General features: G+C 58.3%; 9 protein-coding genes and 2 rRNA genes (1 of these 11 running past the window's edge). 10 read left to right on the forward strand and 1 reads right to left on the reverse strand.

Annotation, left to right across the window (positions count from 1 at the left end; genetic code table 11):
• From PSAKL28_RS03955 to PSAKL28_RS03975, 5 genes are all read left to right on the forward strand, one after another.
• Nucleotides 1-2533: ribosomal RNA gene (locus PSAKL28_RS03955) — 23S ribosomal RNA — on the forward strand; it begins 357 nt to the left of the window's first position.
• Between the two features lie 139 nt (nt 2534-2672).
• Nucleotides 2673-2788 (forward strand): 5S ribosomal RNA (rrf, locus tag PSAKL28_RS03960).
• A gap of 148 nt (nt 2789-2936) precedes the next feature.
• The gene (locus PSAKL28_RS03965; RefSeq protein ID WP_038606855.1) at nt 2937-3596 is read left to right on the forward strand and encodes a paraquat-inducible protein A; all 660 of its coding nucleotides are present in this window, start codon (nt 2937-2939) and stop codon (nt 3594-3596) included.
• Nucleotides 3583-4206: a paraquat-inducible protein A gene (locus PSAKL28_RS03970; RefSeq protein WP_038606858.1), complete on the forward strand. Its 624-nt coding sequence runs from the start codon at nt 3583-3585 to the stop codon at nt 4204-4206. Before PSAKL28_RS03965 ends, PSAKL28_RS03970 begins: the two co-directional genes overlap by 14 nt.
• Nucleotides 4199-6499, forward strand: a complete 2301-nt coding sequence (locus PSAKL28_RS03975; RefSeq protein ID WP_038606861.1) for a PqiB family protein — start codon at nt 4199-4201, stop codon at nt 6497-6499. Before PSAKL28_RS03970 ends, PSAKL28_RS03975 begins: the two co-directional genes overlap by 8 nt.
• A 143-nt stretch (nt 6500-6642) precedes the next feature.
• Here the strand turns inward: PSAKL28_RS03975 and rpsT are convergent, their stop codons facing one another.
• The gene (rpsT, locus tag PSAKL28_RS03980) at nt 6643-6921 is read right to left on the reverse strand and encodes a 30S ribosomal protein S20 (protein WP_010220592.1); all 279 of its coding nucleotides are present in this window, start codon (nt 6919-6921) and stop codon (nt 6643-6645) included.
• 251 nt (nt 6922-7172) lie between these two features.
• Between rpsT and murJ the strand changes: the two genes are divergently transcribed.
• The 5 genes from murJ (at nt 7173) to fkpB (ending at nt 13546) form a co-directional block, all read left to right on the forward strand.
• Entirely contained in the window at nt 7173-8711 is a 1539-nt protein-coding gene (gene murJ / locus PSAKL28_RS03985) for a murein biosynthesis integral membrane protein MurJ (RefSeq protein WP_038606866.1), read from the forward strand.
• A gap of 118 nt (nt 8712-8829) precedes the next feature.
• Nucleotides 8830-9780 (forward strand): bifunctional riboflavin kinase/FAD synthetase, encoded by a 951-nt coding sequence (gene ribF / locus PSAKL28_RS03990; RefSeq protein ID WP_038606869.1) that lies wholly within the window; start codon nt 8830-8832, stop codon nt 9778-9780.
• Nucleotides 9777-12608 carry an isoleucine--tRNA ligase gene (ileS, locus tag PSAKL28_RS03995; protein WP_038606872.1) on the forward strand — a complete coding sequence of 944 codons (2832 nt, stop codon included), beginning with the start codon at nt 9777-9779 and terminating at the stop codon, nt 12606-12608. Before ribF ends, ileS begins: the two co-directional genes overlap by 4 nt.
• Entirely contained in the window at nt 12601-13116 is a 516-nt protein-coding gene (gene lspA, locus PSAKL28_RS04000) for a signal peptidase II (RefSeq protein ID WP_038606874.1), read from the forward strand. The genes ileS and lspA overlap by 8 nt, the downstream gene beginning before the upstream one ends.
• Nucleotides 13109-13546: an FKBP-type peptidyl-prolyl cis-trans isomerase gene (gene fkpB / locus PSAKL28_RS04005; RefSeq protein ID WP_038606877.1), complete on the forward strand. Its 438-nt coding sequence runs from the start codon at nt 13109-13111 to the stop codon at nt 13544-13546. Before lspA ends, fkpB begins: the two co-directional genes overlap by 8 nt.
• The last annotated feature ends 11 nt before the right edge of the window (nt 13547-13557 follow it).

Here is a 13557-nt window from a genome sequence, read left to right on the forward strand (position 1 = left end):
ATCGAGTAGGACGGAGCACGAGAAACTTTGTCTGAATATGGGGGGACCATCCTCCAAGGCTAAATACTACTGACTGACCGATAGTGAACCAGTACCGTGAGGGAAAGGCGAAAAGAACCCCGGAGAGGGGAGTGAAATAGATCCTGAAACCGTATGCGTACAAGCAGTGGGAGCCTACTTGTTAGGTGACTGCGTACCTTTTGTATAATGGGTCAGCGACTTATATTCAGTGGCGAGCTTAACCGAATAGGGGAGGCGTAGCGAAAGCGAGTGTTAATAGCGCGTTTAGTCGCTGGGTATAGACCCGAAACCGGGCGATCTATCCATGGGCAGGTTGAAGGTTAGGTAACACTGACTGGAGGACCGAACCGACTACCGTTGAAAAGTTAGCGGATGACCTGTGGATCGGAGTGAAAGGCTAATCAAGCTCGGAGATAGCTGGTTCTCCTCGAAAGCTATTTAGGTAGCGCCTCATGTATCACTGTAGGGGGTAGAGCACTGTTTCGGCTAGGGGGTCATCCCGACTTACCAAACCGATGCAAACTCCGAATACCTACAAGTGCCGAGCATGGGAGACACACGGCGGGTGCTAACGTCCGTCGTGAAAAGGGAAACAACCCAGACCGTCAGCTAAGGTCCCAAAGTCATGGTTAAGTGGGAAACGATGTGGGAAGGCTTAGACAGCTAGGAGGTTGGCTTAGAAGCAGCCACCCTTTAAAGAAAGCGTAATAGCTCACTAGTCGAGTCGGCCTGCGCGGAAGATGTAACGGGGCTCAAACCATGCACCGAAGCTACGGGTGTCACTTAGGTGACGCGGTAGAGGAGCGTTCTGTAAGCCTGTGAAGGTGAGTTGAGAAGCTTGCTGGAGGTATCAGAAGTGCGAATGCTGACATGAGTAACGACAATGGGAGTGAAAAACTCCCACGCCGAAAGACCAAGGTTTCCTGCGCAACGTTAATCGACGCAGGGTTAGTCGGTCCCTAAGGCGAGGCTGAAAAGCGTAGTCGATGGAAAACAGGTTAATATTCCTGTACTTCTAGTTATTGCGATGGAGGGACGGAGAAGGCTAGGCCAGCTTGGCGTTGGTTGTCCAAGTTTAAGGTGGTAGGCTGAGATCTTAGGTAAATCCGGGATCTTAAGGCCGAGAGCTGATGACGAGTTGCCTTTAGGCGACGAAGTGGTTGATGCCATGCTTCCAAGAAAAGCTTCTAAGCTTCAGATAACTAGGAACCGTACCCCAAACCGACACAGGTGGTTGGGTAGAGAATACCAAGGCGCTTGAGAGAACTCGGGTGAAGGAACTAGGCAAAATGGCACCGTAACTTCGGGAGAAGGTGCGCCGGTGAGGGTGAAGGACTTGCTCCGTAAGCTCATGCCGGTCGAAGATACCAGGCCGCTGCGACTGTTTATTAAAAACACAGCACTCTGCAAACACGAAAGTGGACGTATAGGGTGTGACGCCTGCCCGGTGCCGGAAGGTTAATTGATGGGGTTAGCTAACGCGAAGCTCTTGATCGAAGCCCCGGTAAACGGCGGCCGTAACTATAACGGTCCTAAGGTAGCGAAATTCCTTGTCGGGTAAGTTCCGACCTGCACGAATGGCGTAACGATGGCGGCGCTGTCTCCACCCGAGACTCAGTGAAATTGAAATCGCTGTGAAGATGCAGTGTATCCGCGGCTAGACGGAAAGACCCCGTGAACCTTTACTATAGCTTTGCACTGGACTTTGAATTTGCTTGTGTAGGATAGGTGGGAGGCTTTGAAGCGTGGACGCCAGTTCGCGTGGAGCCATCCTTGAAATACCACCCTGGCAACTTTGAGGTTCTAACTCAGGTCCGTTATCCGGATCGAGGACAGTGTATGGTGGGTAGTTTGACTGGGGCGGTCTCCTCCTAAAGAGTAACGGAGGAGTACGAAGGTGCGCTCAGACCGGTCGGAAATCGGTCGTAGAGTATAAAGGCAAAAGCGCGCTTGACTGCGAGACAGACACGTCGAGCAGGTACGAAAGTAGGTCTTAGTGATCCGGTGGTTCTGTATGGAAGGGCCATCGCTCAACGGATAAAAGGTACTCCGGGGATAACAGGCTGATACCGCCCAAGAGTTCATATCGACGGCGGTGTTTGGCACCTCGATGTCGGCTCATCACATCCTGGGGCTGAAGCCGGTCCCAAGGGTATGGCTGTTCGCCATTTAAAGTGGTACGCGAGCTGGGTTTAGAACGTCGTGAGACAGTTCGGTCCCTATCTGCCGTGGACGTTTGAGATTTGAGAGGGGCTGCTCCTAGTACGAGAGGACCGGAGTGGACGAACCTCTGGTGTTCCGGTTGTCACGCCAGTGGCATTGCCGGGTAGCTATGTTCGGGAGAGATAACCGCTGAAAGCATCTAAGCGGGAAACTTGCCTCAAGATGAGATCTCACTGGAGCCTTGAGCTCCCTGAAGGGCCGTCGAAGACTACGACGTTGATAGGTTGGGTGTGTAAGCGCTGTGAGGCGTTGAGCTAACCAATACTAATTGCCCGTGAGGCTTGACCATATAACACCCAAGCAATTTGCGTCGAAATGACCAGATTGCGGTGTTGTGAAGACGAAACGAACCGAAAGTTTGCGACTCACAATCGTCACATACCCAATTCGCTGGAGTGTCTGAACAAGACCTTCTGGCAACAGAATTTCTTGACGACCATAGAGCATTGGAACCACCTGATCCCATCCCGAACTCAGCAGTGAAACGATGCATCGCCGATGGTAGTGTGGGGTTTCCCCATGTGAGAGTAGGTCATCGTCAAGATTAAATTCCGAAACCCCTATCTGCATATGCAGGTAGGGGTTTTGTCTTTTTTGGCGGTTGTAGCGCCCTTGCTATGTTTCAACCATGAAACACAGAGAAATAACCAATCAGCTAGAATAGCGCTCTTATGTAAACTCAGAAGTTCACTATGTCCGAGCCTGTCGATTCCCATCAGCTTGCCGACTTACCCCTGGAGCAACTGGTGGCGTGTCACGAATGTGACCTGCTGATGCGCAAGCCTGTGCTCAAGCTGGATGAAAAGGCGCATTGCCCACGCTGCGGCTACGAGCTTTATGCGCACCGCCATAATGTCGTCCAGCGTAGTCTGGCACTGGTGCTCGCCGCCTTGCTGCTCTACATACCCGCCAACTTTCTGCCCATCATGCAACTCCATCTGTTGGGCCAGAGCTCCAACGACACGGTCTGGAGTGGCGTGGTGGGCTTGTACAACACTGGCATGGCTGAGGTTGCAGTCGTAGTGTTCCTCTGCAGCATGGCCATTCCCTTGCTCAAGTTGCTGTGCCAGCTGGCGGTACTCCTGAGTATTCGCCTGAACATCGGCCGCAGCTACGGTCTGTTGCTTTACCGGATTTATCACCATCTACGCGACTGGGGCATGCTCGAGGTGTATTTCATGGGCGTGCTGGTCGCGATGGTCAAGTTGGTCGAACTGGCAGAGTTGAGTCTCGGTCTGGGGCTGGCCTGTTTTATCAGTTTGCTATTGGTGCAGGTGTGGTTGGAGGTGGTGATGTCACCCCACCAGATCTGGAGTGCTTTATCGGGGGAAGACCTGCATGCGTGCGATTGATGCTGGAATTCTGATTTGTGGCGAGTGCCATGAACTGAATCGCCAAGAGCCCGAGTGTGACTCGCAAACCTGCAGTCGTTGCGGCGCGATTGTGCATGCGCGGCGGCCGAACAGCCTGGTGCGAACCTGGGCCTTGCTGCTCACCTCGGCAATTCTTTACATCCCGGCCAACGTGCTGCCGATCATGACCGTCAGTACGCTGGGGCAGGGGGCGCCGGATACCATCATGTCCGGTGTCATCACCCTGATTAAATTCGGCATGTTGCCGATTGCTGCTGTGGTGTTCATTGCCAGTATTCTGGTGCCCACCTTCAAATTGGTGGGTATCGGGCTGCTGCTCTACTCGGTGCAACGCAGGCAGCCATTGTCCGCGCGGCAGCGGATTCTGATGTACCGCTTTATTGAATTTATCGGACGCTGGTCGATGCTCGACATCTTCGTGATCGCCATTCTGGTGGCGGTGGTGAACTTCGGCAGGATCGCCAGTATCGAAGCCAACCTGGGCGCCGTCGCCTTCGCCAGTGTGGTGATTCTGACGATGCTTGCTGCAGTAACTTTCGATCCCCGACTGATTTGGGATAACACGGAGTCGGATGACGACCATGAGTGATTTGCCTACGGCTAGAACCCGCCCAGCTTCGAACTGGTCGGCCATATGGATATTGCCTCTGATCGCCTTGGTCATTGGCGGCTGGCTTGGCTGGCAGGCATACCGCGAATCAGGGGTGAACATTCAGGTTCGCTTTGAGAGCGGTGAGGGCATTGTTGCCAACAAAACCGAGGTGGTCTTCAAGGGCATGTCGGTGGGCAAGGTTAAAGAGCTGGTGCTGGATGCCAAAGGCAACAACACCGGTGTTATTGCCACCATTGAAATGAACAAGGAAGCTGAGCCGCACCTCAATAGCGGCACACGCTTCTGGCTGGTCAAGCCGAGTGTCACGCTGGCTGGCATCACCGGTCTGGAGACTCTGGTATCGGGTAATTACATTGCCGTGAGCCCAGGTACGGGAGAGCCAAGCAAACGTTTCAAAGCGTTGGACGAGGCCCCGCCATTGTCTGATAGCGAGCCTGGTTTGCACCTGACGCTCAAGGCAGATCGATTGGGTTCGCTTAATCGCGACAGCCCGGTGTTCTACAAGCAGATCCAGGTCGGTAAAGTGAAAAGCTACCGCCTGGCCGAAGACCAGGGCACGGTGGAGATCAAAGTCTTCATCGAGCCGGCCTACACCAACCTGGTGCGCAAGCACACGCGCTTCTGGAACGCCAGTGGTATCAGTATCGATGCCGACCTGTCCGGGGTGAAAGTGCGCAGTGAGTCGCTGGCCAGCATCGTAGCCGGCGGTATTGCCTTTGCTACACCGGAACACCGCAAAGACAGCCCGCCCACCGATCCGAACTTGCCGTTCCGCTTGTTCGAAGACTTCGATGCTGCCCAGGCGGGTATCAAGGTCAAGGTCAAACTGAGCGACTTCGAAGGGCTGCAGGCCGGGCGTACGCCGGTGATGTACAAAGGCATTCAGGTCGGCTCGCTGAAAACCCTTAAAGTTGATGCTGACCTTACCAGCGCCGTCGCCGAACTGACCCTGGACCCATTGGCCGAAGACTACCTGGTCGACGGCACCCAGTTCTGGGTGGTCAAGCCGTCCATCTCCCTGGCCGGGATCACCGGTCTGGAGGCGCTGGTCAAGGGTAACTACATTGCTATCCGCCCGGGTGATAAAGGTGCCTCTCCGCAGCGCGAGTTCGAAGCCCGGGAGAAAGCGCCTCCTCTGGACCTGAAAGCGCCGGGGCTGCACCTGGTACTGTTCAGTGACAACCTAGGTTCGCTGGAGGTTGGCAGCCCGGTGCTCTACCGTCAGGTCAAGGTCGGTACCGTACAAAGCTACCAGTTCTCCAAGAAGAGCAAGCGCCTGCTGATCGGTGTGCACATCGAGAAGGAGTACGCCAACCTGGTCAACGGCTCGACGCGATTCTGGAATGCCAGTGGCATCACCCTCACCGGTGGCTTGTCGGGCGTGCAGATCAAGAGCGAGTCGCTGCAGAGCCTGATGGCGGGCGGTATCGCTTTCGATACGCCGATACCGAATGTGCCGCTCAAGCGCCGGATTCCAAGTTTCCGCCTGAATGCGGATCAGGAGGCGGCCAATCGCAGTGGCACCACGGTGACCATTCGAGTCGAGCGGGCTGATGGTCTCAAGGTCGGCACCCCGGTTCGCTTCAAAGGCCTGGATGTTGGCAAGGTCGAGCAGGTCGATCTGACCGACGATCTGCAAGCGGTGCTGCTCAAGGCGCGTATTACTGAAGTGCCTGAACGTATTGCTCGCGAAGGTACGCAGTTCTGGGTGGTCAAGCCGGCCCTGGGCATCGTCAAGACCGAAAACCTGGAAACCTTGGTGACGGGGCAGTACCTGGAGGTGCAGCCTGCCTCGAAGAACCTGGGGCCGCAGCGGACCTTCAATGCGCTGCCCCAGGCGCCGGATTTCTCCGCGCGTGAAGCGGGCCTGGCGTTGGTGCTCAGTGCGCCGCGGCGTGGCTCGATCAAGCCAGGTGTGCCGGTAACGTATCGCGAAATTCCGGTGGGTAAAGTGACCGGTTTCGAGTTGGGGCAGACGGCAGACCGCGTGCTGATTCATATCCTTATCGAGCCACGCTATGCCGCCCTGGTGCGTGGTGGTAGCCGATTCTGGAACAGCAGTGGCTTTGGCTTTGACTTTGGCCTGTTCAAAGGCGCTACGGTGCGCACAGAGTCGCTGGAAACCCTGATCGAGGGCGGTATTGCCTTCGCAACGCCAGATGGCGAGAAGATGGGTAACCCGGCTCGACCGCAGCAGACCTTTGCCTTGTTCGACAAGGCTGAGGACGAATGGCTGCAGTGGGCACCGAAGATTCAGATCGGTAAGTAACAGGATTCATCGCGGGGCAAGCCCGCTCCTACAGGAATTTGCCAGTGGGAGCGGGCTTGCCCCGCGATGCTTCTAAAGACAACCGGCAAATCGCAGGCAATAAAAAACCGACCCTGAGGTCGGTTTTTTAACAAGCGTGTCGCTTAGGCAGCTGCAGCTTCTTTCAGCGCCTTGATGTGGCCATTCAGACGGCCTTTATGGCGAGCAGCCTTGTTCTTGTGGATGATGCCTTTATCGGCCATACGGTCGATAACAGGAACAGCCAGAGTGTAAGCAGCTTGCGCTTTTTCGGCGTCTTTTGCGTCGATGGCTTTAACTACATTCTTGATGTAGGTACGAACCATGGAACGCAGGCTGGCGTTGTGGCTGCGACGCTTCTCAGCCTGTTTTGCACGTTTTTTGGCGGAAGGTGAGTTGGCCACCGTCGAGCTCCTCGAAAGACTTGGTAAATAGCAAACAAAATAGGCCGCGAATCATGCCGATGAGTTGATCGGTTGTCAAGGGCACTTGCATGGATCCGCTGAGTGGTTGTTCCTTACAAGGGAGTGATTCCCTTCTGCGGTACGACCTGTAAACTCGGGAGCTTTTGCTCTGCTTGCGTTGCGGCGCGGAGTATCGCACAACTGGGCGCGTTCCGGCACAGCCCTTTATCTTTAGGCGTAAAAAACTTTCAATGAACCTTCTGAAATCCCTGGCCGCCGTCAGCTCCATCACCATGATTTCACGGGTGTTGGGCTTTGTGCGCGACACCATCCTGGCGCGGGTATTCGGTGCCGGCGTGGCTACCGACGCCTTTTTCATCGCCTTCAAATTGCCCAACCTGCTGCGCCGGATCTTCGCCGAGGGCGCATTTTCCCAGGCTTTCGTGCCGATCCTGGCTGAGTACAAGACCCAGCAGGGCGACGAAGCGACACGCACCTTCATTGCCTACGTCAGCGGGTTGCTGACCCTGGTGCTGGCCTTGGTCACCGCGCTCGGCATACTGGCCGCCCCCTGGGTGGTGTGGGTCACCGCACCGGGTTTTGTCAGCAGTGGTGAAAAGTTTGAGCTGACCACCAGCCTGTTGCGGGTGACGTTCCCTTATATATTGCTGATCTCGCTATCCTCGCTGGCCGGGGCCATTCTCAATACCTGGAACCGTTTTTCGGTGCCGGCCTTCGTGCCGACCCTGCTCAACGTGGCGATGATCGGCTTTACCGTGTTTCTGACCCCGTACTTCGATCCGCCGATCATGGCCCTGGCCTGGGGCGTATTGGCCGGCGGTCTGGCGCAACTGTTGTACCAGCTGCCACATCTGAAGAAGATCGGCATGCTGGTGTTGCCACGCCTGAATCTGCGTGACTCGGGCGTGTGGCGGGTACTCAAGCAGATGCTGCCAGCGATCCTCGGCGTGTCGGTAAGTCAGATTTCGCTGATCATCAACACCATCTTCGCCTCGTTCCTGGTGGCCGGCTCGGTGTCCTGGATGTACTACGCCGACCGCCTGATGGAGCTGCCCTCCGGTGTGCTCGGCGTGGCGCTCGGAACCATTTTGTTGCCGACCCTGGCCAAGACCTACGCCAACCGTGACCGTCATGAGTATTCGCGGATCCTCGACTGGGGCTTGCGTCTGTGTTTCCTGCTGGTGCTGCCATGCACCCTGGCCATGGCTATCCTCGCCGAGCCGTTGACCGTGGCGCTGTTCCAATACGGCAAATTCAGCGCACACGACGCCGCCATGACCCAGCGTGCCCTGATTGCCTATTCGGTCGGCCTGCTGGCAATCATTCTGGTCAAGGTGCTGGCCCCTGGCTTCTATGCCCAGCAGAACATCCGTACTCCGGTTAAAATCGCAGTATTCACCCTGGTCTGTACCCAGCTGTTCAACCTGATATTCATTACCCACCTGCAACACGCAGGGTTGGCCCTGGCGATCAGCCTTGGCGCCTGCCTGAATGCCGGTCTGTTGTACTGGAAGCTGCGTCAGCAGCAGCTGTTCCAGCCGCAGCCGGGCTGGGGCAAGTTCCTCGCCAAGCTGGTCCTGGCGGTGCTGTTGATGTCGGCGGTGCTGCTGGTGGGCATGCATTACATGCCGGCTTGGGAAGAAGGCGGAATGCTCGAACGTTTCCTGCGTCTGGGCGTGTTGATTCTGGCGGGTGTAGTGACTTATTTCGGCAGTCTGTTCGTGTTTGGTTTCCGTCCGCGTGACTTTGCCCGCAAGGCACTGCATTGAGCGGCGACCACGGCCAGACGTCGGTTTTATCTATTCCACGCCTCGGGGTGACGCTGCTGCCTGTCGTCCGCGCCCGGGTGTGGTTATAATCGACCACTTTATGAGCAAGAAGCGCGTTATGCAGCTGGTTCGAGGCCTTCACAACCTGCGCCCCCAGCACCGGGGCTGTGTCGCCACTATTGGCAACTTCGACGGTGTTCACCGTGGCCACCAGGCAATCCTGGCGCGCCTGCGTGAGCGAGCGGTAGAGCTGGGCGTACCCAGCTGCGTGGTGATTTTCGAGCCGCAGCCGCGAGAATACTTTGCCCCGGACACTGCGCCGGCCCGCTTGGCCCGCCTGCGTGACAAGGTCGCGCTGCTGGCCGCTGAAGGCGTGGACCGGGTGCTGTGTCTGGCGTTCAACCAGCGCCTGAGCAAGCTCAGCGCCGCTGAGTTCGTCGATACCATCCTGGTCGACGGTCTGGGGGTCAAGCACCTGGAAGTCGGCGATGATTTCCGCTTTGGTTGCGACCGGGTCGGCGACTTCGAGTTTCTCCAGCAGGCCGGTTTGAGCCAGGGCTTCACCGTTGAAGCGGCACAGACAGTTGAACTGGATGGCCTGCGGGTCAGCAGCACGCAAGTACGCCAGGCCCTGGCCATGGCCGACTTTGCCCTCGCCGAACGCTTGCTCGGACGCCCGTACCGCATCAGCGGCCGCGTTCTGCACGGGCAGAAACTGGCGCGCCAACTGGGCACACCGACTGCCAACATACAACTCAAGCGTCGTCGCGTACCGCTGAGCGGGGTTTACCTGGTCAGCGTCGAACTCGATGGCAAGCCTTGGCCCGGCGTCGCCAACATTGGCGTACGGCCAACCGTTTCCGGTGATGGCAGTGCCCACCTGGAAGTGCATCTCCTTGATTACGCCGGCGATCTCTATGGCCGGCGCCTGACGGTGGAGTTCCACCACAAGCTGCGTGAAGAGCAGCGTTTCGCCTCCCTGGAGGCGCTGAAGTCGGCGATCGATGCGGATATCGCCGCCGCACGTGCCCATTGGCACGCTCAACCGCTAACGAAGAGCCTGAAATGACCGACTATAAAGCCACGCTAAACCTTCCGGACACCGCCTTCCCGATGAAGGCCGGCCTGCCACAGCGCGAACCGCAGATTCTGCAGCGCTGGGACAGCATTGGCCTGTACCAGAAGCTGCGCGAAATTGGCAAGGATCGTCCGAAGTTCGTGCTGCACGACGGCCCGCCCTACGCCAACGGCAAGATTCACATCGGTCATGCGCTGAACAAGATTCTCAAGGACATGATTGTCCGCTCCAAGACCCTGTCCGGCTTCGACGCCCCGTACGTCCCGGGTTGGGACTGCCACGGCCTGCCGATCGAGCACAAGGTCGAAGTGACCCATGGCAAGCACCTGACCGCAGACAAGACCCGCGAGCTGTGCCGTGCCTACGCCGCCGAGCAGATCGAAGGGCAGAAGACCGAGTTCATCCGCCTGGGTGTGCTGGGCGACTGGAGCAACCCTTACAAGACCATGAACTTTGCCAACGAGGCCGGTGAAATCCGCGCCCTGGCCGAGATGGTCAAGCACGGCTTCGTGTTCAAGGGCCTGAAGCCTGTGAACTGGTGTTTCGATTGCGGTTCGGCCCTGGCCGAAGCCGAAGTCGAATACGCCGACAAGAAATCCCAGACCATCGACGTGGCCTTCCCGATCGTCGATGACGCCAAGCTGGCCGCCGCTTTCGGCCTGGCCTCGCTGGCCAAGCCGGCTTCGATCGTGATCTGGACCACCACCCCGTGGACCATCCCGGCCAACCAGGCGCTGAACGTCCACCCGGAGTTCAAGTACGCCCTGGTCGACGTCGGCGACAAACTGCTGGTGCTGGCTGAGGAGCTGGTCGAGTCGTGCCTGAAGCGTTACGCGCTGGAAGGTTCGGTAGTCGCCACCGCAGCAGGTTCGGCGCTGGAGCTGATCAACTTCCGTCACCCGTTCTACGACCGCCTGTCGCCGGTTTATCTGGCCGACTACGTCGAACTCGGCGCCGGTACCGGTGTGGTTCACTCCTCGCCAGCCTACGGTGAAGACGACTTCGTTACCTGCAAGCGCTACGGCATGGTCAACGACGACATCCTCACCCCAGTGCAAAGCAACGGTGTGTATGTGCCGTCGCTGGAATTCTTCGGCGGCCAGTTCATCTGGAAGGCCAACCCGGCCATCGTTGAGAAGCTGTCGGAAGTCGGTGCGCTGATGCACACCGAAACCATCAGCCACAGCTACATGCACTGCTGGCGCCACAAAACTCCGCTGATCTACCGCGCCACCGCGCAGTGGTTCGTCGGCATGGACAAGCAGCCTGACAATGGCGACACCCTGCGCAAGCGCGCGGTCAAGGCCATCGAAGAAACCAAGTTCGTTCCAGCCTGGGGTCAGGCACGTCTGCATTCGATGATCGCCAACCGCCCGGACTGGTGCATCTCGCGTCAGCGTAACTGGGGTGTGCCGATTCCATTCTTCCTCAACAAACAGACCGGCGAGTTGCACCCACGCACCGTCGAGCTGATGGAAGAAGTGGCCAAGCGCGTCGAGAAGGAAGGTATCGAAGCCTGGTTCAAGATGGACGCGGCCGAACTGCTCGGTGAAGAGGCCGGTCAGTACGACAAGATCGCTGACACCCTCGACGTCTGGTTCGACTCCGGCACCACCCACTGGCATGTACTGCGTGGCTCGCACAGCATCGGCCACGAAACCGGCCCGCGTGCCGATCTGTACCTGGAAGGTTCCGACCAGCACCGCGGCTGGTTCCATTCCTCGCTGCTGACCGGCTGCGCCATCGACAACCACGCGCCGTACCGCGAGCTGCTGACGCACGGTTTCACCGTCGACGAAAACGGTCGCAAGATGTCCAAGTCGCTGGGTAACACCATCGAGCCGCAGAAGGTCAACGACACCCTGGGTGCCGACATCCTGCGTCTGTGGGTTTCGGCCACTGACTACTCCGGCGAAATGGCGGTTTCCGAGCAGATCCTGCAGCGCAGCGCCGACGCCTACCGGCGTATCCGCAACACCGCGCGCTTCCTGCTCTCCAACCTGTCCGGCTTCGACCCGGCCCGCGACCTGCTGCCGGCCGAAGACATGCTGGCGCTGGACCGTTGGGCGGTCGACCGTACCCTGCTGCTGCAGCGCGAGCTGGAAGAGCACTACGGTGAATACCGCTTCTGGAACGTCTACTCGAAGATCCACAACTTCTGCGTGCAGGAGCTGGGTGGCTTCTACCTGGACATCATCAAGGACCGTCAGTACACCACTGGCGCCAACAGTGTTGCCCGCCGTTCCTGCCAGACCGCGCTGTACCACATCAGCGAAGCGCTGGTGCGCTGGATCGCGCCGATCCTGGCCTTCACCGCCGACGAGCTGTGGCAGTACCTGCCGGGCGAGCGCAACGAATCGGTGATGCTCAACACTTGGTACCAGGGGCTGACCGAGTTGCCGGAAGGCTTCGAGCTGGGTCGCGCTTACTGGGACCGCGTGATGGCGGCCAAGACTGCGGTCAACAAGGAACTGGAGAACCAGCGTTCGGCCAAGGCCATCGGTGGCAACCTGCAAGCTGAAGTCACCCTGTTCGCCGACGACGCCCTGAGCGCCGACCTGAACAAGCTGGGCGACGAGCTGCGTTTCGTGCTGATCACCTCGGCCGCCAGCGTGGCACCGTTCGTCCAGGCGCCAGCCGATGCGGTCGAGACTGAAGTGCCTGGCCTTAAACTCAAAGTGGTCAAGTCCGGTCACGCCAAGTGCGGCCGTTGCTGGCACTTCCGCGCTGACGTCGGGGCGAACCCGGAGCATCCGGAAATCTGCGCCCGTTGCGCCGACAACATCAGCGGCAACGGTGAGGTGCGCCACTATGCCTAACCCCGCTGCAGGGCGCTTCGGGCGCCTTGGCTGGCTCTGGCTGAGTCTGCTGGTCCTGGTCCTCGACCAGGCCAGCAAGTTCTACTTTGAGGGCGCGCTGAGCCTGTACCAGCAGATCGTGGTCATTCCGGACTACTTCAGCTGGACCCTGGCCTACAACACGGGTGCCGCTTTCAGCTTCCTGGCTGATAGCTCCGGCTGGCAACGCTGGCTGTTTGCCCTGATCGCCCTGGTGGTCAGCGGCGTGCTGGTGGTCTGGCTCAAGCGCCTGGGGCGCAACGAGACCTGGCTGGCAGTAGCACTGGCGCTGGTGCTTGGCGGCGCGCTGGGTAACCTGTACGACCGTATCGTGCTGGGCCACGTGGTCGACTTCATCCTCGTCCACTGGCAGAACCGCTGGTATTTCCCGGCCTTCAACCTGGCCGACAGCGCCATTACCGTGGGTGCGGTGATGCTGGCGCTGGATATGTTCAAGAGCAAGAAGTCCGGAGAACCTGTCCATGACTGATACCCGCATTGGCCAGAACACCGAAGTGAAACTGCACTTCGCGCTGCACCTGGAAAACGGCGATACCGTCGACAGCACCTTCGACAAGGCGCCGGCGGTGTTCAAAGTCGGCGACGGCAACCTGCTGCCGGGCTTTGAAGCGGCCATTTTCGGCTTCAAGGCTGGTGACAAGCGCACCGTTACCGTCGAGCCGGAAAACGCCTTTGGTCAGCCCAATCCGCAGAACGTTCAGATCATGCCACGCTCGCAGTTCAACGACATGGAGCTTTCCGAAGGTCTGCTGGTGATCTTCAACGACGCTGCCAATGCCGAGCTGCCGGGTGTGGTCAAGGCTTTCGATGACGCCCAGGTGACCATCGATTTCAACCATCCACTGGCCGGCAAAACCCTGAGCTTCGAGGTGCAAATCCTCGAAGTCACAGCGCTTTGAGCCCGGAGCCG

Origin of the sequence: Pseudomonas alkylphenolica, assembly GCF_000746525.1 — a bacterium.
Classification (GTDB): Bacteria; Pseudomonadota; Gammaproteobacteria; order Pseudomonadales; family Pseudomonadaceae; genus Aquipseudomonas; species Aquipseudomonas alkylphenolica.

Bases quoted from the DNA above. Each gene is read 5' to 3' on its own strand.
- murJ (WP_038606866.1), top strand. From the start codon at position 7,173: ATGAACCTTCTGAAATCCCTGGCCGCCGTCAGCTCCATCACCATGATT.
- PSAKL28_RS03965 (WP_038606855.1), top strand. From the start codon at position 2,937: ATGTCCGAGCCTGTCGATTCCCATCAGCTTGCCGACTTACCCCTGGAG.
- ribF (WP_038606869.1), top strand. From the start codon at position 8,830: ATGCAGCTGGTTCGAGGCCTTCACAACCTGCGCCCCCAGCACCGGGGC.
- ileS (WP_038606872.1), top strand. From the start codon at position 9,777: ATGACCGACTATAAAGCCACGCTAAACCTTCCGGACACCGCCTTCCCG.
- PSAKL28_RS03975 (WP_038606861.1), top strand. From the start codon at position 4,199: ATGAGTGATTTGCCTACGGCTAGAACCCGCCCAGCTTCGAACTGGTCG.
- fkpB (WP_038606877.1), top strand. From the start codon at position 13,109: ATGACTGATACCCGCATTGGCCAGAACACCGAAGTGAAACTGCACTTC.
- lspA (WP_038606874.1), top strand. From the start codon at position 12,601: ATGCCTAACCCCGCTGCAGGGCGCTTCGGGCGCCTTGGCTGGCTCTGG.
- PSAKL28_RS03970 (WP_038606858.1), top strand. From the start codon at position 3,583: ATGCGTGCGATTGATGCTGGAATTCTGATTTGTGGCGAGTGCCATGAA.